21 protein-coding genes and 1 pseudogene are annotated in these 17,272 nt (G+C 60.5%); 14 read left to right on the top strand and 8 right to left on the bottom strand.

Features of this window, described 5'->3' with window-relative positions; translation table 11 throughout:
- The first annotated feature begins 99 nt into the window (after positions 1–99).
- From AC3A5O_RS12110 to AC3A5O_RS12085, 6 genes are all read left to right on the top strand, one after another.
- The gene (locus AC3A5O_RS12110; RefSeq protein WP_487753213.1) at positions 100–675 is read left to right on the top strand and encodes a phage tail assembly protein; all 576 of its coding nucleotides are present in this window, start codon (positions 100–102) and stop codon (positions 673–675) included.
- A 128-nt stretch (positions 676–803) separates the two neighbouring features.
- The gene (locus tag AC3A5O_RS12105) at positions 804–2,975 is read left to right on the top strand and encodes a phage tail tape measure protein (RefSeq protein ID WP_305469966.1); all 2,172 of its coding nucleotides are present in this window, start codon (positions 804–806) and stop codon (positions 2,973–2,975) included.
- A complete protein-coding gene (locus tag AC3A5O_RS12100; protein ID WP_122565421.1) occupies positions 2,975–3,358 on the top strand; it encodes a phage tail protein in 384 nt (127 codons plus the stop codon). Before AC3A5O_RS12105 ends, AC3A5O_RS12100 begins: the two co-directional genes overlap by 1 nt.
- Positions 3,351–3,563, top strand: coding sequence for a tail protein X (locus AC3A5O_RS12095; RefSeq protein ID WP_063322730.1), 213 nt, complete (start codon positions 3,351–3,353; stop codon positions 3,561–3,563). Before AC3A5O_RS12100 ends, AC3A5O_RS12095 begins: the two co-directional genes overlap by 8 nt.
- Positions 3,564–3,572: 9 nt before the next feature.
- Complete coding sequence (locus tag AC3A5O_RS12090) at positions 3,573–4,589, top strand: contractile injection system protein, VgrG/Pvc8 family (RefSeq protein ID WP_122565420.1); 1,017 nt, start codon at positions 3,573–3,575, stop codon at positions 4,587–4,589.
- A gap of 280 nt (positions 4,590–4,869) precedes the next feature.
- Positions 4,870–5,295: a cell wall hydrolase gene (locus AC3A5O_RS12085; RefSeq protein WP_122565418.1), complete on the top strand. Its 426-nt coding sequence runs from the start codon at positions 4,870–4,872 to the stop codon at positions 5,293–5,295.
- Between the two features lie 65 nt (positions 5,296–5,360).
- Here AC3A5O_RS12085 and AC3A5O_RS12080 read toward each other — a convergent pair.
- Positions 5,361–5,456 (bottom strand): annotated as a pseudogene (locus AC3A5O_RS12080) (hypothetical protein); the annotation flags it as partial.
- Positions 5,457–5,869: 413 nt separating this feature from the next.
- On the opposite strand from AC3A5O_RS12080, the gene AC3A5O_RS12075 reads away from it, so the two are divergent.
- The 3 genes from AC3A5O_RS12075 (at position 5,870) to recX (ending at position 7,982) form a co-directional block, all read left to right on the top strand.
- Positions 5,870–6,370, top strand: a complete 501-nt coding sequence (locus AC3A5O_RS12075) for a CinA family protein (RefSeq protein ID WP_305491796.1) — start codon at positions 5,870–5,872, stop codon at positions 6,368–6,370.
- An 83-nt stretch (positions 6,371–6,453) separates the two neighbouring features.
- A complete protein-coding gene (gene recA / locus AC3A5O_RS12070; protein ID WP_014336835.1) occupies positions 6,454–7,506 on the top strand; it encodes a recombinase RecA in 1,053 nt (350 codons plus the stop codon).
- Positions 7,507–7,514: 8 nt separating this feature from the next.
- Entirely contained in the window at positions 7,515–7,982 is a 468-nt protein-coding gene (gene recX, locus AC3A5O_RS12065) for a recombination regulator RecX (protein ID WP_053118941.1), read from the top strand.
- A 46-nt stretch (positions 7,983–8,028) separates the two neighbouring features.
- On the opposite strand, the gene AC3A5O_RS12060 is transcribed toward recX, so the two are convergent.
- Complete coding sequence (locus AC3A5O_RS12060; RefSeq protein ID WP_122565415.1) at positions 8,029–9,147, bottom strand: LOG family protein; 1,119 nt, start codon at positions 9,145–9,147, stop codon at positions 8,029–8,031.
- 455 nt (positions 9,148–9,602) lie between these two features.
- Between AC3A5O_RS12060 and AC3A5O_RS12055 the strand changes: the two genes are divergently transcribed.
- A complete protein-coding gene (locus tag AC3A5O_RS12055; protein WP_122565414.1) occupies positions 9,603–9,797 on the top strand; it encodes a hypothetical protein in 195 nt (64 codons plus the stop codon).
- Here AC3A5O_RS12055 and AC3A5O_RS12050 read toward each other — a convergent pair whose 3' ends face one another.
- Positions 9,798–10,220 carry a quorum-sensing-regulated virulence factor family protein gene (locus tag AC3A5O_RS12050; protein WP_003198359.1) on the bottom strand — a complete coding sequence of 141 codons (423 nt, stop codon included), beginning with the start codon at positions 10,218–10,220 and terminating at the stop codon, positions 9,798–9,800. It abuts the gene before it with no gap.
- A 184-nt stretch (positions 10,221–10,404) separates the two neighbouring features.
- Between AC3A5O_RS12050 and AC3A5O_RS12045 the strand changes: the two genes are divergently transcribed.
- The 3 genes from AC3A5O_RS12045 to AC3A5O_RS12035 all read left to right on the top strand — a co-directional run bounded on the left by AC3A5O_RS12045 (position 10,405) and on the right by AC3A5O_RS12035 (position 12,453).
- On the top strand, positions 10,405–11,151 hold the full coding sequence (locus AC3A5O_RS12045; protein WP_122565412.1) for a tRNA-uridine aminocarboxypropyltransferase: 747 nt from the start codon (positions 10,405–10,407) through the stop codon (positions 11,149–11,151).
- 213 nt (positions 11,152–11,364) lie between these two features.
- Positions 11,365–12,018 (top strand): response regulator transcription factor ErdR, encoded by a 654-nt coding sequence (erdR, locus tag AC3A5O_RS12040; RefSeq protein WP_122565411.1) that lies wholly within the window; start codon positions 11,365–11,367, stop codon positions 12,016–12,018.
- 72 nt (positions 12,019–12,090) lie between these two features.
- Entirely contained in the window at positions 12,091–12,453 is a 363-nt protein-coding gene (locus tag AC3A5O_RS12035; RefSeq protein WP_053118952.1) for a diacylglycerol kinase, read from the top strand.
- Positions 12,454–12,457: 4 nt separating this feature from the next.
- Here AC3A5O_RS12035 and AC3A5O_RS12030 read toward each other — a convergent pair whose 3' ends face one another.
- The gene (locus tag AC3A5O_RS12030) at positions 12,458–13,384 is read right to left on the bottom strand and encodes a LysR family transcriptional regulator (RefSeq protein WP_063322709.1); all 927 of its coding nucleotides are present in this window, start codon (positions 13,382–13,384) and stop codon (positions 12,458–12,460) included.
- 121 nt (positions 13,385–13,505) lie between these two features.
- Between AC3A5O_RS12030 and fpr the strand changes: the two genes are divergently transcribed.
- Positions 13,506–14,285: a ferredoxin-NADP reductase gene (gene fpr, locus AC3A5O_RS12025; protein WP_003184787.1), complete on the top strand. Its 780-nt coding sequence runs from the start codon at positions 13,506–13,508 to the stop codon at positions 14,283–14,285.
- A 213-nt stretch (positions 14,286–14,498) separates the two neighbouring features.
- Here the strand turns inward: fpr and tsaA are convergent, their stop codons facing one another.
- The 4 genes from tsaA to AC3A5O_RS12005 form a co-directional block, all read right to left on the bottom strand.
- Entirely contained in the window at positions 14,499–15,197 is a 699-nt protein-coding gene (gene tsaA, locus AC3A5O_RS12020) for a tRNA (N6-threonylcarbamoyladenosine(37)-N6)-methyltransferase TrmO (protein ID WP_122565409.1), read from the bottom strand.
- A 265-nt stretch (positions 15,198–15,462) separates the two neighbouring features.
- Positions 15,463–15,924, bottom strand: a complete 462-nt coding sequence (locus AC3A5O_RS12015; RefSeq protein ID WP_053182473.1) for a YehS family protein — start codon at positions 15,922–15,924, stop codon at positions 15,463–15,465.
- 58 nt (positions 15,925–15,982) lie between these two features.
- Positions 15,983–16,693, bottom strand: coding sequence for an rRNA pseudouridine synthase (locus AC3A5O_RS12010; protein ID WP_003198375.1), 711 nt, complete (start codon positions 16,691–16,693; stop codon positions 15,983–15,985).
- 83 nt (positions 16,694–16,776) lie between these two features.
- Complete coding sequence (locus AC3A5O_RS12005; protein ID WP_122565408.1) at positions 16,777–17,250, bottom strand: GNAT family N-acetyltransferase; 474 nt, start codon at positions 17,248–17,250, stop codon at positions 16,777–16,779.
- Between the last annotated feature and the right edge of the window lie 22 nt (positions 17,251–17,272).

The raw sequence follows: 17,272 nt of genomic DNA, 5'->3' as shown, positions 1-17,272 counted from the left end.
TGGCGGAGTATCAGTCGACATCAATAGTGAATGTCAGGCCGCTATCGCGAGCAAGCTCGCTCCCACAGGTTGTCCCCCGATTTACCAAGGAATTGATTCATGTCCTGGATGCCTCCTACCCATGAGCTGTTGTCGCCGATCACCGGTGACGACGGCTCGCAGATCGAGCAACTCCCACTCAAGCCGCTGTACTACGCTGCGCAGAAAGACGCCCTGGCCCGCGCTGGCGATGACGAAGACGACCAGTTCTTCGAACTGGCCAAACTGGCCACCGGCCTGTCGGTCAAGGAACTCGACCAACTCAAGCGCCCGGACTACGTGACCATTGCGCAATACGTGCACGAAATGTCCACCCGCCCGGCGTCGCACTTTCTGGAATCGGTGGACGGCGCAGCGGCCGATCCCGACCAGGTGCCGCTGCTGCAACCGCTCGACGTCGCGGGCCGCAGCATGACTTCGCTGACCCTGGAAATGCCGGTGCTGCGCGCCACCAAGGCGATGAAAAAACTGAAGACGGCCAAGGAACGCGCCGAGTTCATCACCGCCCATTGCACCGGCCTGATGATCCCCGATCTCGATCGGCTGACCGTGCCCGACTGGACCCAGTTGCAGGTACGCATCGACGATTTTTTAAACAAACCGGCGGACTTCTTTCGGAGCGCGACATCGAAGTGATCCTCGATGTGGTGCCGCTCATTTACTCGGTAAGTGAGGCGGAAATCCTGGAGTGGGACGCCGGCAAGGCCTTGCGCCGCTACGACATCGCGATCACTCGCCTTGGCGTGAAACAGGAGTAGAGCGGGATGGCAGACGATAGATATTCGCTCAAATACACAGCCTTCGATGAGCGTGGGTTGGCGTTCGGTGATACCAGCCTCACCAGTGGCGTGTCGGCGCAAGGTGCGTTCGCCAGGGATCAACTGGCGAGCCTCGATCTGGCGCTGGAAACACTCGGGCTCAAGCTCGGACTGCTGACCACGGCGATCGAGTCGCTGACCGTGAAGCTGTCGGCGCAACGATTGTTCTCCCAAACGATGGGCGCCGACGCCAAGGGTGAGTCGGCCAATGAGCCCAAGGCTAAGTCGGGCGGTGGTATCGAACCACCGGCGCTGCTCAAACCCGCGATAGCGATGGATTCGGCCATGGCCGATCTGAAAAAGGCCACCCAATTTGGGCCGCGCCAGATTCAACAGGTGGCTGAGGCAACCCAGCAGATCGCCGCCGCTCCGCTGGTGGCGGCCGGGGGCACCACGGCGGTTGAAGTGGTGAAGATGCAAAGCCTGGCGGCCAGGAAAGGCATCGGTAGCGATGTGCACGATGCCTCGGAGCGACAGCTAGTCCTGTCGAATTTCGCCTCGGATGCTGGCGTCACCGCGGCGGCGTTCGAGATGCCGGCCATGAAGGCCGCCGAAATGCTGGCCGAATGGCGCATCTCCATGAAGCTCAGCGGCGCCCAAGCCTTTGACTTGGCGGATGCCGCCAACCAGTTGGGCAAATTACCCAATGGTGCGAAAGCGGCTGAGATCGGTGCGGTCTTGCAGAGTGACGGTGCGGCGGCGACGACGGCAGGCCTGGCCCCTGCGCAAGCCGCCGCGTTGACGGCGGCATTGCTCAATACCGGGGCCAAGCAAGCTGAAGCCGGCTTGGCACTGGATAGCTTCACGACGGCCCTTAGTAAGGGGGACCAGGCCTCCGTCACCGAACAAACGGCCTGGAAACAGCTGGGCCTGGCGCCCACGGCGGTGGCGGGCGGTTTGCGTGACAAGGACACGGCGCCTGGCACGGTGATGACGGTGCTGGCGGCCTTGAATGCGCAACCGGCCGACAAGCGCTCGGCCCTTGCCGCCACGTTATTCGGCAACGGCGATGAGGCGGTGTTGCGCATGGCGCAGAAACTGCCCGATGTGAACGCCGCCTTCTTGCAGGTGAAAGACCCAAGCCAGTACGCCACTTCACAATTGGGCAACGACGGCTCGGTGCGGCAGGACGCGTTGGCGCTGTCGAAAACCCAGCAAGGCCAGCTGAATATCCTCAACGCCCGCAGCGAGCGTTTGTCGGTGGCCACGGGCAATGCCTTGATGCCTTCGGCGGATACCTCGTTCCAGTGGCTGGGTTCGCTGGCCGATGGCATGAGTGAGTTGGCTGAATCCTCACCTAAAGCCGCCGCGGCCATCATATTGATTGGCGCAGCGATCAAACCGCTGGTGGGGGCGCTGCTCAAAGCGGTAGGGGATGAGATATCCAGTCAGGTGGCCAAGCGGGTGTTGGGGAGGGCCGCTCCGCGCCTTCCCGGCCGATTGGGTGAGGTGATCACCGAAGATTTCAGAAATTCTCGTGTGAACAAGCTGGATACAAGCAATGCCAACCAGCGTCCCGAATCCAGGCCGAAAATACGCGTCAGTACACGAGGCTCACAGGGGGGCGCAGGGCGTTTGTCACTCGGGCCAACCGCCTCGTTACGCTCGATGACTCGCAGGGCGCCCGGCCCATTAAAAGTCGTCGGCGCCGTCGCTGATGTGGCCGAGGGTGTGCTGACCGGCGACAAGCGAATGATGGGCGCAGGCCTGGGAGCCGCCGGTGGTGGCTGGGCAGGTGCTGCTGCGGGGTCTGCGGCCGGTGCCGCTTTGGGGAGTGTCGTTCCGGTGCTCGGCACTGCCATTGGTGGTGTGATTGGCGGACTGCTGGGCGGCTGGTTGGGGAGCGATGCCGGCGCGTCTCTGGGTGAAAAACTCGTTGCCCCCGCCGACAGGCTCGCCGCGCCAGACCAGGTCAGCAAAGACCTGGCCAGCACCCAGGCAACCACACAGCAAAACACCATGACCGCAAACATCTACATCAACGGCCAGGACCAGGCCAGCGCGAGTCAGTTGGCCAACCTGGTGGTGCAGCAGCTCTCGGGCCAATTCGGCTTAACGACCATGCCCAACTCACTGGCCATGCGCAGTGATGCGGCCCTGACCGACGGAGGTACGTGATGCGTCAACAAATGGCCCTCGGCAGCTTCATCTTTGGCCTGTCGAGAAATTTTGCGTACCACCAACTGGTGCATACGTCGGACGGTGGCTGGAAAAGCATCGACATTCTCACCAGCAAACCCAAGTCCAGCCAGATCGGCCAAGGCCTGCAAGGGCTGACGATCACGGGCAAGTCGATGTATGCGACCGCCATGGATCGTCTCGATGAGTTGCGCGCATTGCAGGCGCAGCGCGTCCCGCTGCCGTTGGTCGATGGCATCGGCCGCAACTGGGGCCTGTGGCAGATCAACAAGGTCACGGAAACCCAGACCGAAATCATTGATGACGGCACGGCGATGGTGGTCGGCTGGGTGGTTGAATTGATGGAGTTCGCCAATGCGTAGGGTTCGAAGTATCGCCGGTGATTCGGTGAATCTGTTGCTGTACCGCGAGCTGGAGCGTTGCGACGACATCGTCGAGGAAGCGCTCTGGCGGCTCAATCCAGGGCTGGCGGAATGGGGCCCGGTATTGCCGGCGGGCGTGTGGGTGGTCTTGCCGGAAGTGGACCTCAAGCCCGTGGCAACCCCACCGGTTTCGGCCTGGGATTAAGGAGGCGACATGTCATTGGGTTTCACGCCAGCGGTGGAAATTTATGGCGCGAACGCCGCGCTGCTCAACGAACGATTGCTCAGTTGGACACACGTCGACGCGGCGGGGATCGAGTCCGATCAGTTGACGCTCACCATCAGCCTGGACGGGCTTGAAGGATTGCCCAGTTTCGGTGGGAAAATCGGTCTGCGGGTCGGTTACCTGGAGTCGGGGCTGGTGGACAAAGGCGAGTTCGTCATTACCCGGCGCACGCCAACGCTGTTTCCCTTGAATCTCACACTAGTGGCCATGGCGGCCCCATTCAGCGCGGCGGACCAGACCGGGTTCAAGCAGCGTCGATCCGTCAGCCATGGCCCGACGACCCTGGGTGCGCTGTTTCGTCAGTTGACCTCCAGGCACGGGTTTTCACCCCGTGTGGCGCCGGACCTGTCGCTGATCAAAATCGAGCACATCGACCAGACCAACGAGACCGACATGGGGTTCCTGACGCGCTTGGCTCACCGTTATGACGCCGTCGCCAAGCCGATCAACGAGCTGTATGTGCTGGCCCGGCGCGGCCAGGTGAAGTCGCTATCGGGCAAGGTCCTGCCCGAGATGAAACTGTCGGTGACGACCAACAATCGCCCGGGCGACCACGCCTTCATTTCGGCCAAGTTTGATGAAACCGCCCGGGCCAAGTACCAGGGCTGCAAGACCCGGTGGTGGGATGCGGCGGCCGGCAAGCTGCAGGTCGAGGAGAGCGGCATCGCGCCGTTCAAGACCCTGCGCCAGCGCTTCCAGAGCGCCGACGACGCCCGAGCTGCCGGCGAAGGGGAGGTGCGCCGGATGCTGCGCGAAGCACTCAAGGTGACCATCGAATGCCCTGGCAACCCTGGACTGTCCGCCGAGGGCATCGTACTGCTGGACCCCACCTGGCCGGATTTCATGCGCGGTCGCTGGTCGATCGACAAGGTCACCGCCAGTGGCGACCGGGAAAAAAGCTACCGCTGCCTGATTCATGCAACCTGCCTGGATGCCAAAGCCTGACGCCACCAGCCCTTCTGTGGGAGCGAGCTTGCTCGCGATAGCGCCCTTACATTCAACATCCCCATTGCCTGACACACCGCAATCGCGAGCAAGCTCGCTCCCACAGTTTTTGTTCAGCGTTGTACATGCACGGCGTGCAACCGAGACCCTGGTGGGAGCGAGCTTGCTCGCGATTGCTGTAGGTCCGTCAACGCCATCCTGAATGTCAGACCGCAATCGTGAGCAGCACGCCGCCGGCGTTCTTGTGCTCACTTAAAAGGGATTTTTTCTAGAGGAAAATATGACTGCAATCGAAAAGGACTGCGACATCCTCGCCCGAACCCTGTGGGGTGAGGCTCGCGGCGAAGGATTGTCCGGCCAGATAGCCGTGGCCTGGACCATCCGTAACCGCGTGTTCGACGGTAACGCCAGATCCTGGTGGGGTGAAGGCTATGTCGGTGTCTGCCTGAAGCCCTATCAGTTCAGTTGCTGGAACAAAAGCGACCCGAACTTCCCGTACCTGAGTGGAGCAAAGGAAATCCCGTCGAAGCAGTTCGCCCAGGCGAAGCGGGCGGCTGACCTGGTGATCTCCGGCGCAGAGCCTGACATCACAGGCGGGGCCACCCACTACTACGCGAGCACGATGCTCAAGCCACCGGTCTGGGCCGAGCAGGCGAAACAGACCTTGCGCCTGGGCAATCACATCTTCTTCAAGGACGTGCCATGAACCCACTGGCATTGAAGGCGCTGGTCGTGGGCGGCTTGGCGCTGCTGCTGGTCGGCGCGACATGGAAGGTCCAGGACTGGCGCTACGGCAAACAGTTGGCGGAGCAGACCAGCTTGCATCAATCCGACCTGGAGCAGATCAGCAGCGCGGCTGTCGCTCAGGTACAGGCAGAGCAGAATAAGCGTCTCGCGCTCGAGCAACGCCTGTTTGTCAGCGAACAAACCCACTATCAGGTAATGACCGATGCCCAAAAAAATCAGGCTCATCTTCGCGATCGTCTCGCTACTTCTGATCTTAGGCTGTCAGTCCTCCTTGCCGAGGAACCGGCCGGTAGCTGCTCGGTGCCTGCCGCCGCCAGCGCCAGCGGCGTGGTTCATGGAAGAGCGAGAGCCGGACTTGACCCAGCGCATGCTCAACGAATTATCGCCATCACCGACGCAGGCGACCGCGGACTGATTGCCTTGCAGGCTTGCCAGGCCTACGTCAGGGCGCTGGGTCGGTAATCCGGCGAGCCTTGCAAGCGTCGACTGCTCGTGTACGGTAGGCCTCAATCGCGTGGAATCAGGAGAGCACCATGGACGACATTACCGAACTGGCCGCTGAACTGGGCAGGCGCCTGCAGTTGCTCAATGCCCACGTCACCACGGCCGAGTCCTGCACCGGCGGGGGTATTGCCGAGGCGATTACCCGGATTCCCGGGAGTTCGGCCTGGTTCGAGGCCGGTTACGTCACTTATTCCAATCGCCAGAAGAGCCAGCAGCTCGACGTACCGGCCGAGTTGTTCGAGAAGGTCGGGGCGGTCAGCCGCGAGGTAGTCGAGGCCATGGCACAAGGCGCCCAGCGCAAAAGCCTGGCGCGTTTTGCCGTGGCGGTCAGCGGGGTGGCCGGGCCGGACGGGGGCTCGCCGAGCAAACCGGTGGGCACCGTGTGGCTGGCTTGGGGCGTAGGCGAGACGCTGATCAGCGAGCTGCGCTTCTTTGCAGGCAACCGCGACGAGGTCCGCCGACAAACGGTGAAGGCCGCGCTAGAGGGGCTGTTGCAACATGCCGCTGTAGAAATCTCAAATCAGGGGTAGGCGATCCTCAATCGCTGTGGAATAATACTGGCTACTTATACAGGTGTTGGCCGTCAGGCCTTATTGATTACGTGAGGACTTTAATGGACGACAACAAGAAGAAAGCCTTGGCTGCGGCCTTGGGTCAGATCGAACGTCAATTCGGCAAGGGTGCCGTAATGCGTATGGGCGATCAGGACCGTCAGGCTATTCCTTCCATCTCCACCGGCTCCCTGGGCCTGGACATTGCGCTTGGCATTGGCGGTCTGCCAAAAGGCCGAATCGTTGAAATCTACGGTCCTGAATCTTCCGGTAAAACCACACTGACCTTGTCCGTGATCGCCCAGGCCCAAAAAGCCGGCGCGACCTGCGCCTTCGTCGACGCCGAACACGCCCTGGATCCGGAATACGCCGGCAAACTGGGCGTCAACGTCGACGACCTGCTGGTTTCCCAGCCGGACACCGGCGAGCAGGCCCTTGAAATCACCGACATGCTGGTACGTTCCAACGCGGTAGACGTGATCATCGTCGACTCCGTGGCGGCACTGGTGCCAAAGGCTGAAATCGAAGGTGAAATGGGCGACATGCACGTGGGCCTCCAGGCCCGCCTGATGTCCCAGGCCCTGCGCAAGATCACCGGTAACATCAAGAATGCCAACTGCCTGGTGATCTTCATCAACCAGATCCGTATGAAGATCGGTGTGATGTTCGGTAGCCCGGAAACCACCACTGGTGGTAACGCACTGAAGTTCTACGCCTCGGTTCGCCTCGACATCCGCCGTACTGGCGCGGTGAAAGAAGGTGATGAAGTGGTTGGCAGTGAAACCCGCGTCAAGGTCGTGAAGAACAAGGTGGCTTCGCCGTTCCGTCAGGCCGAATTCCAGATTCTTTACGGCAAGGGCATCTACCTCAATGGCGAGATGATCGACCTGGGTGTGTTGCACGGTTTTGTTGAGAAGTCGGGCGCCTGGTATGCCTACAACGGCACCAAGATCGGTCAGGGCAAGGCTAACTCGGCCAAGTTCCTGGCGGATAACCCGGAAGTTGCCGCTGCTCTCGAGAAGCAACTGCGTGACAAACTGTTGAGCCCGGTTGCAGACGTCAAGTCCGTGGCTAATCGCGAGCCCGTTGACGACCTGGCTGACGCTGACATCTGATTGATCCGATGACCGCCGTACTCGATACCCTCGTCGCGGTGCGGCGAACCGCGATGGACCTGCTCGCCAGGCGCGAGCACGGTCGAGTCGAGCTGACGCGTAAACTGCGTCAGCGCGGCGCGCCCGATGAGTTGATCGACACGGCCCTCGACCGTTTGACTGAAGAGGGCCTGCTATCGGAATCCCGTTACCTGGAAAGTTTCGTCGCTTATCGCGCCCGCTCCGGCTATGGTCCTTTGCGCATTCGTGAGGAACTGGGTCAGCGTGGCTTGCAACGCCCGGATATCGAGCTCGCCTTGCGCGAAAGCGGTATCGATTGGCAGGAGCAACTGACGGACACCTGGCGCCGCAAGTTCTCAGGGCATTTGCCCATCGATGCACGAGAGCGAGCCAAGCAAGGGCGTTTCCTGGCGTACCGAGGCTACTCCATGGAAATGATCAACCGTTTGTTCAGCGGTCGCGGTATGGATGATTAAACAAAAACGGCCCGCTATTTCGATAGCGGGCCGTTTTTTTATGGGCTCAGGTTACCTTGATCGGTTCCCAGGTGAGGGGATGGGGTTTTTGGGCGGGCTGGGCCCAGTTTTCCGGCAGGTTGATGTAGTCCACCAGTTCCCTCAAACGACCATGATTGCGGGCGTTGAAGGTAAACGTCAGCCGTGTCAGATGACTGAACCGCGCCTCGTCGTGCTCTTCGCCGCTGTAGTCATGTTGATGAAAACAATCGTTCAGGCACAGGTCGGCAAAATCTACCTGCATCTGCTGCAAGGCCTGCTCGCTTAGCTTGTGATTCATGCGGATCACGAACTGATGCTTGAGCCAGCGACTGGAGTGGAAGTTGCGGTAGAACTGATTGATTTCTTCCACGGCCTCTTCGGCGTTGTACACCAGGCGCATGAGTTTCATGTCAGTGGGCAGGATGTAGCGGTTTTCCTCCAACTGCTCGCGGATAAAGTCCAGGGCGCCTTGCCAGAACTTGCCCCCGGGCACATCCAGCAGGACCACCGGTACCAGTGGGCTTTTACCGGTCTGTATCAGCGTCAGGACTTCCAGCGCCTCATCAAGCGTGCCGAAACCGCCGGGACAGAGCACCAGTGCGTCGGCCTCCTTGACGAAAAACAGCTTGCGGGTGAAGAAGAAGTGGAACGGCAGCAGGTTCGACGTGCCTTCGACGGTCGGGTTTGCGTGCTGCTCGAAAGGCAGGGTGATATTGAATCCCAGGCTATGGTCACGCCCCGCGCCTTCATGGGCAGCGGCCATGATGCCACCGCCGGCACCGGTGATGACCATCATGTCCGAACGCGCCAACGAAGCGCCCAGCTCTCGGGCCAGGCCGTACAACGGATGTTCAATGGGCGTTCGGGCCGAGCCGAAGACCGTGACTTTGCGCCGGCCCTTGAATTGTTCGAGCGTACGAAAGGCCTGTTCCAGCTCCCTCAGGGCCTGCAGCGTGATCTTGGCATTCCAGCGGTTGTGATCTTCCTGGGCCATGCGCAGCACAGTCAGGATCATGTCACGGTAAATGGGGAGGTTGGGACTGTTGGGAGACACCAGGTTGAGTTGTTCTTCAACCTTGCGGGTGAGGTCGTGGCCGTGGTTCTCAAAATGACGACTGAGCAGGTCATTCGGTTTATAAGGCATTCAACTTCTCCTTCTTAACAGGACCCCGGCCCGGACGAGAGATTCGTCAGGGCCACGACACTTCGTGTGTCGTTGTCAGCTCAGGCATCTGCCTGGAGGGTAACCTGGCTTGACGCGGTCTGCGGCAGGGCGACCAAGCCATCCAGCGGGTTCTGCTTTTCCCTTTGATAAAAACAAGCACGCCAAAGTGTTGGCCGGGCAGCCTCTTTCTGCCCGATGCAAATACTAAGGATACTTCTGAATCTAGCTGATCTTTGCTGCCCTGATCATGGCGCTCAAAAGTGACCGTTGGCAACCGCTGGATAAGCGCACGGCAATATCGCGCCGCTCGTCAGATTGCCGGCCAGGTGCGTGCCGCTCTGATTTACTGATAACAAGCGTGCCAATGCAATTTGACGCCCAGGGCTGGGTGCCACGTGATGGATTGAAGCGGATCGGGCATGGAGGCGGGAGAGATGGCCAGGGTGACTCTGGAACTCGACAGGCAGTTGCACTTGATGCTGGTGGAATCGGCAAAGGCCAATCGGGTGAGTCTTGAGGAAGAATGCTGTCGTCGACTGGGCGGGCGGGCATGGCGCTCGCGCTACCTGCAGGCGCTGGTAGCGGAATTGCGCGCCGACGATGAGCAGCGGCGCGCAAGCTCGGGTTGATTACTTCTTCGTCTTGGCCGGTTTCGGGCAATCCGATTCCTGGAAGCGTTCGGTCGCGACCGGGCGGTTGGTCTTAACCTCGGTGAATTCGTAGCGCATCGTCGCGCCCTTGGCCATCAACTTGCGAAAGCCCGGATTGGTGCACACCGTGGAACCCAACTGGAAATACACGGCCTTGGGGTCTGCGCGCATTTTCTGGGCATGGCTGCTTTGCACGCTGAGGTGGTTGATCAACTCGGTGCCTTCGACGGTATAACCCTGGTCGAGAATGTCTTCGTTGATCGCCCGCGGCGTACCGACGCTACTTTCCTTGGCAACGTTCTGCAGCATCTTGTTCAGTTCGAGTTCTTTCAGCGAGGCAGCCTGAGCGCTGAAGGACGTCGCCAGCAGAACGGCAACGGTAGGGACGATAAGGCGCAGCATGAAACTCTCCTGGTTCAGTGACTGGTGGTTCGACCGATCACATGACTGTGCGTTCAGTGGTCGGGGATTATAGGGGAGCCCGGGTGGACGGTACAGGCTCGTGCGCTCTGGTAGACTGCCGGCCTTTATTGCCCTGCCGAGTGTTGTTCGTGTCGAGTTTTCCTGTCTGTCGGCGTCGTCCACGATGAATCACGCCCCTAATGCCGTAGCCCGCCTGCGTGACCAGCGCATCGATGAGGGCATCAAGCCGATTCAGGCCCGTGGCTGGCGCGCGCCCCGTTGCAGCGCCTGCCGGGTGATCGAGAGCCATTGCCTGTGCGCCTGGCGACCAAGCGTCGAGACACGTTCCGGGGTCTGCCTGATCATGACCAACAAAGAGGTGTTCAAGCCTAGCAACACCGGTTGGCTGATTGCCGATGTGGTGCGCGACAACCATGCGTTCATCTGGTCGCGCACCGAGGTCGATGAGCAACTGCTGGCGTTGCTGAACGACCCGCAATGGCAACCGTACCTGGTGTTTCCGGGCGAATACGTGGAGCCATCGCGGGTTACCCACACGGTAGACCTCGATCAGGCCAAGCGCCCGCTGTTCATTCTGCTGGACGCGACCTGGACGGAGGCGCGCAAGATTTTCCGTAAAAGCCCATATTTCGACCGGCTGCCGATCCTGAGCTTGTTGCCCGATAAACTGTCGCGCTACCGCTTGCGTCGTTCGACCCGCAGCGAGCACCTGTGCACCGCCGAGGTAGCGGCGTTGTGTCTGGAATTGGCAGGCGACAGCGACGCCGCGTCGGCCCTGGATGCCTATTTCGATGTGTTCAGCCAACATTACCTGGGCGCCAAGGGCCAGCAGGAAGTGAACGTGTCGACCCCGGCCCATGCCGAGTTGCAACCCTTCATTCGCACCCCGCAAGCAGTATTGGCCCAATAGTGGCCCATACTGGACGCAGGGGCGGCCGTGCTGCTTGACCACCCCGGCTTCGCTGGGCATGCTTGGCGCCGACCAGGGCGCCGACCACTGTTTGAAACGCTATGTTTGGCGTTGCACGTGCCCTGTGGATGCCGCTGCAGGGTGGTGTCTTGAGTTGTCTTGGCGAGGCGCGAATGCATCGGGCCTGCCATTAAAAACAGGATCATTTGAAAAATGGCCACATACGAAATCCTGATTGCCGATGACCACCCGCTCTTTCGCAGCGCGTTGCATCAGGCAGTGACCCTGGGCCTTGGCCCGGCTGTCCGGTTGACGGAGGTGGCCAGTATCGCGGAACTGGAGGTCCAACTGACGGCGAAGGCCGATTGGGACCTGGTGCTGCTGGACCTGAACATGCCCGGTGCCTACGGTTTTTCAGGACTGGTGCTGTTGCGCGGCCAATACCCGCAGATCCCCGTGGTCATGGTCTCGGCCCAGGAGGAAGCCTCGGTGATGGTCAAGGCCCGGGAGTTCGGCGCCAGTGGGTTCATCCCCAAATCCAGTTCCCTTGAAATGATTCAAAAGGCCGTGAAAGCGGTCTTGGACGGCGATGTCTGCTGGCCGCCCCAGGCGTTCGAGGCGGTGAGCGTGTCCGAAGAAGCCAAAGCCGCCAGCGCGGGCCTGGCCAGCCTCACGCCGCAGCAGTTCCGGGTATTGACCATGGTCTGCGAAGGCCTGCTGAACAAGCAGATTGCCTATGAGCTGAATGTGTCGGAGGCCACCATCAAGGCCCACGTCACGGCGATTTTCCGTAAACTGAATGTACGCACCCGGACCCAGGCGGCCTTGCTGCTGCAACAACTTGAGTCAATTTCGCCGCAGGCTTAATGCGCTGCTTCACGCTTTTTTGACCGGGTTTGAATTAGTTTCTCCACTCCTTTTCGATCAGTTGCTCACTCTATGTCACCTTTTAAAGGCCAGACCGGCCTGAAACGCATCCTTAACGCCTCCGGCTATTCCTTGGACGGGCTGCGCGCGGCTTTTGTCGGCGAAGCGGCGTTCCGTCAGTTGGTGTTGCTCAACGTTGTGCTGATTCCGTTGTCGTTCTTCCTGAACGTCAGCCGTGTCGAGCAGGCGCTGCTGATCGCCGTGTGTCTGCTGGCGTTGATCGTGGAATTGCTCAACTCGGCGGTGGAGGCGGCCATTGACCGCATCTCCCTGGAGCTGCACCCGTTGTCGAAAAACGCCAAGGACATGGGCAGCGCCGCCCAGTTCGTTGCCCTGACGATGATCGCGTTGGTGTGGGGGCTGATCCTGCTGTAACGGCTCAGGCAATGGTCGGCAGCACGATTTCGTCGCTGCGCTGGGCTCCGGCGGTGAACGCTCGGCACAATTCGAGGAATTCGCGCATGGCCGAGGTCTGGTACTTCTGTTTATGCCAGATGAAATAAAACTGCCGCGCCAGGTCCATGTCCGGGGTTTCCACCGCGACGAGGCTGCCGCGGCGGAAGGCGTCGCGCAGGGCCAGGCGTGAGATGCAGCCAATGCCCAGGCCGGACTCCACGGCGCGCTTGATCGCTTCGGTGTGTTCCAGCTCCAGGCGGATATTCAACGCGCTGCGGTGGTGGCGCATGGCCTGGTCGAAGGTCAGTCGCGTGCCGGAGCCCTGTTCCCGCAGAATCCAGGCTTCATGGGTCAGCTCCTCCATGGTTGCCTGGCCACGCTTGGCCAGTGGGTGTTGAGGGGCGCAGAACACTACCAGTTCGTCCTCGACCCAGCTTTGCACTTCGATGTCTGGATGGCTGCAGTCGCCTTCGATTAGACCCAGATCAATTTCATAGTGGGCAACTTGGTGCACGATATTGGCAGTGTTCTGCACGTGCAGCTTCACCTGGCTTTCCGGGTGGCGCTGCATGAACCCGCCGATCAACAAGGTCGCCAGGTAATTGCCGATGGTCAGCGTCGCGCCGACCGCCAGTGAGCCGAAACCGGATTTGCCATTGAGCAGGTCTTCGATCTCCTTGGCCTGGTCCAGCAGCGCCACTGCCTGGGGCAGCAGCTGTTTGCCCAGGGCATTGAGGCTCAGGCGTTTGCCGGCACGGTCGAACAATTGGCAGCTCGATTGCCGCTCCAGTTCGGTGATGGAGGTGCTGGCCGCCGACTGCGACAGATTGAGTTGCCCCGCAGCGCGAGACACGCTTTCTTGCTGGGCGACGGCGACGAAGACTTGTAGTTGACGTAGAGTAAATCGCATATCGATATAACCGATAACCCTTATCTTAATAATCCATTTAACAGATATTGTCGCCGCCATTAGAATGCGATGCAATTGCGCAGATTATCGGCGCAGGCACCATTCCCAGGAGTCCCCGTACATGAGCAACATGAACCACGAGCGTGTCCTCAGTGTTCATCACTGGAACGACACTCTGTTCAGCTTCAAGTGCACCCGCGATCCGGGCCTGCGCTTCGAGAACGGTCAGTTCGTGATGATCGGCCTGCAACAGCCCAACGGCCGCCCGCTTATGCGCGCTTACTCGATTGCCAGCCCGAACTGGGAAGAGCATCTCGAGTTCTTCAGCATCAAGGTGCCCGATGGTCCGCTGACTTCCCAGTTGCAGCACCTGAAGGAAGGCGACGAGATCATCATCAGCAAGAAACCCACCGGCACCCTGGTGCTGGACGATCTCAAGCCTGGCAAGCATTTGTACCTGCTCAGCACCGGCACCGGCCTGGCGCCGTTCATGAGCGTCATCCAGGATCCGGAAACCTATGAGCGTTTCGAGAAAGTGATCCTGTGCCACGGCGTGCGTTACGTCAATGAAGTCGCTTACCGCGAGTTCATCACCGAGCACTTGCCGCAGAACGAGTTCTTCGGCGAAGCCCTGCGCGACAAGCTGATCTACTACCCGACCGTGACGCGCGAGCCGTTCGAGAACGAAGGCCGCCTGACCGACCTGATGCGCAGCGGCAAGCTGTTCCGCGACATCGGCCTGCCACCGATCAACCCGCAGGACGACCGCGCCATGCTGTGCGGCAGCCCGAGCATGCTCGACGAGACCAGTGAAGTGCTCAACAGCTTCGGCCTGACCGTTTCGCCGCGTATGCGCGAGCCGGGTGATTACCTGATCGAGCGGGCGTTTGTAGAGAAGTAAGCCTGCATTTGTGGCGGCTGATAGATCGCTATCGCGAGCAAGCTCGCTCCCCGCTCCCACAAGGGGATTTGTGTTGAATCCAAACGCGTGAACAACACGAACCACCTGTGGGAGCGAGCTTGCTCGCGATGGCAGCGACTCGGTCCAGCTGCCAGACCATAAAAAGCCCGCGCTACCTGAAGAAGGTAGCGCGGGCTTTTTCATTTCTGGCGGTTACGATTTCGCCGGAATCACTTCCAGCACCCGGATCAACCTCGGCTGCGGATAATGCCAGCGAACATCCAAGTCCCAGAACTGCGCGCCGTACTCCCGTTCGGCGGTAGGAGTCTGGTACGCCGGGCGTGGGTCTTGGGCCAGGCACTGTTCAATCAGATCCACCAACGGTTCTTCCAGGCGCGTGGCATGCTCGTGCGCTTGAAGCAGGGCAGTGTCCGCCCATTGCACCGGAATGAGCTCAGGCGCGGCGCTGGCGATGCTGTTGGAGGCCGAGCCGATGATGTCGGCGTAGGGCACGTAGGGCTTGATGTCGAGCACCGGTGTGCCGTCCAGCAAATCGATACCCGAGAGCCACAGGCGCCCGGCTTCGACCCGTTCCAGCTTCACGACCGACTGGCCAATGCCGTTGGGACGATGGGTGGCGCGGGTGGCGAACACGCCCATGGACTTGTTGCCGCCCAGGCGTGGCGGCCGCACTTTCAAGCGTGGCTTGTCTTCCAGGGCCTGATGGAACAGGAACAGCAGCCAGACATGGCTGACTTGCTCCAGGCCTTGTACCGCCTCGCCCTGGTCGAACGGCGCCACCAGCTCCAGCACACCGCGCGCGGCCGGGGCCAGTTGCGGTTGACGGGGGATGGCGAACTTCTCCTTGAAACAGGAGCGGACGAAGCCGATGGGGGAGACGGTGTAGGTCATGGGCTGGGATCGAGGCGAGGTTGAAAGGGCATCATAGCGCGCGGCCAAGATTGACACTGTTCGTATGGCGAGAACGTTTTTGTGGCGAGGGGATTTATCCCCGTTGGGCTGCGCAGCAGTCCTAAAAGCAGTGAACTCAATCTGCCAGTGGTACACCGAGTTGTCAGGTTTGGGGGCCGCTTCGCAGCCCAGCGGGGATAAATCCCCTCGCCACAACAGCTCTGCAAAAGTCAGCAGATATTCAAGAGTCAGCGGCCCTTCAAGGTCAGCCGCGAACGCGCAGCGTCAGGCCCTTGAGGAAGTTGCGCAGCAATTGGTCGCCGCACGGGCGGTAGTTGGTGTGGCCGAATTTGCGGAACAGCGCGCTCAGTTCCGGCTTGGACACCGGGAACTCGGCGGCCTTGAGGATGGCGTGCATGTCGTCTTCCTTCAGCTCGAAGGCCACTCGCAGTTTCTTGAGGATGATGTTGTTGGTCACCGGCACTTCGATCGGCTGCGGCGGACGGCTTTCGTCCTTGCCACGCTTGAAGATCACCAGCCCATCGAGAAAATGCGCCATGACCTCGTCAGGGCAGAACACGAAACCTTCTTCCTCGTCTTTCTTGAGGTAGCCCGCCAGGTCCGCCAGGGAGACGTCCAGGCCGCCCAGCTTGATGATCTCGATGACTTTCTTGTCGCTGATGTCGAGCATGTAGCGCACGCTGCGCAGTACGTCGTTGTGAATCATGTGTGCAGTCCTGATCAATCGGCAGTGGGCGCCTGCGTTCGGTGCGGCGCCGGGAAAATTAGAATTTCTCTTTGGCAGACAGGTAGCGCCACTGGCCCAGCGGCACCTTGCCGATGGACACGCCGCCGATGCGAATGCGGCGAATGGCGACGACCTTGAGCCCGACCGCTTGGCAAAACAACGCGATTACGCCGGGCTGCGGGTTTTTCATGGCAAAGCGCAGGCGGTTCTCGTTCTGCCAACTGGCCTTGACCGCCGGCAGCTCCTTGCCCTTGTAGGTCAAGCCGTGGTTCAGGCGATTGAGGCCATGGGCGACCATTTCGCCTTCGACTTCCACCACGTACTCCTGTTCGATCTTGGCGGCGTCGGCGGTGAGCTTGCGCAAGATCTTCCAATCCTGGGTGAACACCAGCAACCCGCTGGCGTTGGCTTGCAGGTCGGCACTGGCGGTCAGGCGCAGGAAGTGGCCCTTGAGCGGCCGCTTGCCGAAGCGATGTTCTTCGCTCAGGGTCTGCGGTCCGAGAGAGGCCATCGCGGTGTCCACATCCGTGCCCGCCGGGACGTTCAGCAGGAGCGTCACCGGCTCCGGCGCGGTGGCCTTGGCCTCGGGGTCGAGTTCGACTTTCTGGGTCGTCACCTTGAACTGCGGCTCATCGATCACTTCGCCATCCACGGTGACCCAGCCGCCCTCGATGAACAGCTCAGCCTCCCGACGGGAACAGCCGACGAGTTCGATGAGGCGTTTGGAGAGACGAATCGGGTCAGTCATGACGGGGGCCGTAACAAAAAGAGGGTGGGCATTGTACCTGCCTGGGGCCGGTTAATCGCGGGTCCATTTGCCTCATGCCACTTTTAGCCGCGCCCAGCCTTCAGGTCAGGCTGTTTGTAGCGCATGTGCAGAAGGGGGTAGGGCTGGTTCATGCCATCTTTTGCCGAGCGCCCGACCACTTCGAAGCCTTGCTTGAGGTAAAAGCCCAAGGCTTGCGGGTTCTGTTCGTTGACGTCCAGTTGATCGGCGTTCAGGTGTTCCATGGCGTAGCGCAGCAACAGCTTGCCCAGGCCCTGGCCACGGTGTTGTGGGTCGATGAAGAGCATCTCGACCTTGCCGGCCGCGACACCGGCGAAACCGGTGATCCGCTGGCGCGCGTCCCGTGTGCAAATGAGCATCACCGCATCCAGGTAACGGGTGAGCACCAGGTTTTTCAGCAGTTCGATGTAACTGTCTGGCAGAAACTCATGGGTGGCCCGCACCGACGCCTCCCAAACCTGGGTCAGTTCCTGATAATCGCTCGGTTTCGGTGTATGGATGACCGAATGCTGGCGCATGTCCGCCTGTTCCTTGTGCTGG

It is taken from the genome of Pseudomonas sp. Soil_N_39, from assembly GCF_057655955.1.
Note: the sequence above shows the minus strand (reverse complement) of the source record. Positions and strands in the feature narration are given on the sequence as shown.

Coding starts and splice junctions, on each gene's coding strand:
- AC3A5O_RS12035 (WP_053118952.1), top strand. CDS start 12,091: ATGTCACCTTTTAAAGGCCAGACCGGCCTGAAACGCATCCTTAACGCC.
- tsaA (WP_122565409.1), bottom strand. CDS start 15,197: ATGACCTACACCGTCTCCCCCATCGGCTTCGTCCGCTCCTGTTTCAAG.
- AC3A5O_RS12085 (WP_122565418.1), top strand. CDS start 4,870: ATGACTGCAATCGAAAAGGACTGCGACATCCTCGCCCGAACCCTGTGG.
- AC3A5O_RS12105 (WP_305469966.1), top strand. CDS start 804: ATGGCAGACGATAGATATTCGCTCAAATACACAGCCTTCGATGAGCGT.
- AC3A5O_RS12045 (WP_122565412.1), top strand. CDS start 10,405: ATGAATCACGCCCCTAATGCCGTAGCCCGCCTGCGTGACCAGCGCATC.
- AC3A5O_RS12030 (WP_063322709.1), bottom strand. CDS start 13,384: ATGCGATTTACTCTACGTCAACTACAAGTCTTCGTCGCCGTCGCCCAG.
- AC3A5O_RS12075 (WP_305491796.1), top strand. CDS start 5,870: ATGGACGACATTACCGAACTGGCCGCTGAACTGGGCAGGCGCCTGCAG.
- AC3A5O_RS12100 (WP_122565421.1), top strand. CDS start 2,975: ATGCGTCAACAAATGGCCCTCGGCAGCTTCATCTTTGGCCTGTCGAGA.
- fpr (WP_003184787.1), top strand. CDS start 13,506: ATGAGCAACATGAACCACGAGCGTGTCCTCAGTGTTCATCACTGGAAC.
- AC3A5O_RS12005 (WP_122565408.1), bottom strand. CDS start 17,250: ATGCGCCAGCATTCGGTCATCCATACACCGAAACCGAGCGATTATCAG.
- AC3A5O_RS12090 (WP_122565420.1), top strand. CDS start 3,573: ATGTCATTGGGTTTCACGCCAGCGGTGGAAATTTATGGCGCGAACGCC.
- AC3A5O_RS12110 (WP_487753213.1), top strand. CDS start 100: ATGTCCTGGATGCCTCCTACCCATGAGCTGTTGTCGCCGATCACCGGT.
- AC3A5O_RS12010 (WP_003198375.1), bottom strand. CDS start 16,693: ATGACTGACCCGATTCGTCTCTCCAAACGCCTCATCGAACTCGTCGGC.
- recX (WP_053118941.1), top strand. CDS start 7,515: ATGACCGCCGTACTCGATACCCTCGTCGCGGTGCGGCGAACCGCGATG.
- AC3A5O_RS12095 (WP_063322730.1), top strand. CDS start 3,351: ATGCGTAGGGTTCGAAGTATCGCCGGTGATTCGGTGAATCTGTTGCTG.
- AC3A5O_RS12050 (WP_003198359.1), bottom strand. CDS start 10,220: ATGCTGCGCCTTATCGTCCCTACCGTTGCCGTTCTGCTGGCGACGTCC.
- AC3A5O_RS12055 (WP_122565414.1), top strand. CDS start 9,603: ATGGCCAGGGTGACTCTGGAACTCGACAGGCAGTTGCACTTGATGCTG.
- recA (WP_014336835.1), top strand. CDS start 6,454: ATGGACGACAACAAGAAGAAAGCCTTGGCTGCGGCCTTGGGTCAGATC.
- erdR (WP_122565411.1), top strand. CDS start 11,365: ATGGCCACATACGAAATCCTGATTGCCGATGACCACCCGCTCTTTCGC.
- AC3A5O_RS12015 (WP_053182473.1), bottom strand. CDS start 15,924: ATGATTCACAACGACGTACTGCGCAGCGTGCGCTACATGCTCGACATC.
- AC3A5O_RS12060 (WP_122565415.1), bottom strand. CDS start 9,147: ATGCCTTATAAACCGAATGACCTGCTCAGTCGTCATTTTGAGAACCAC.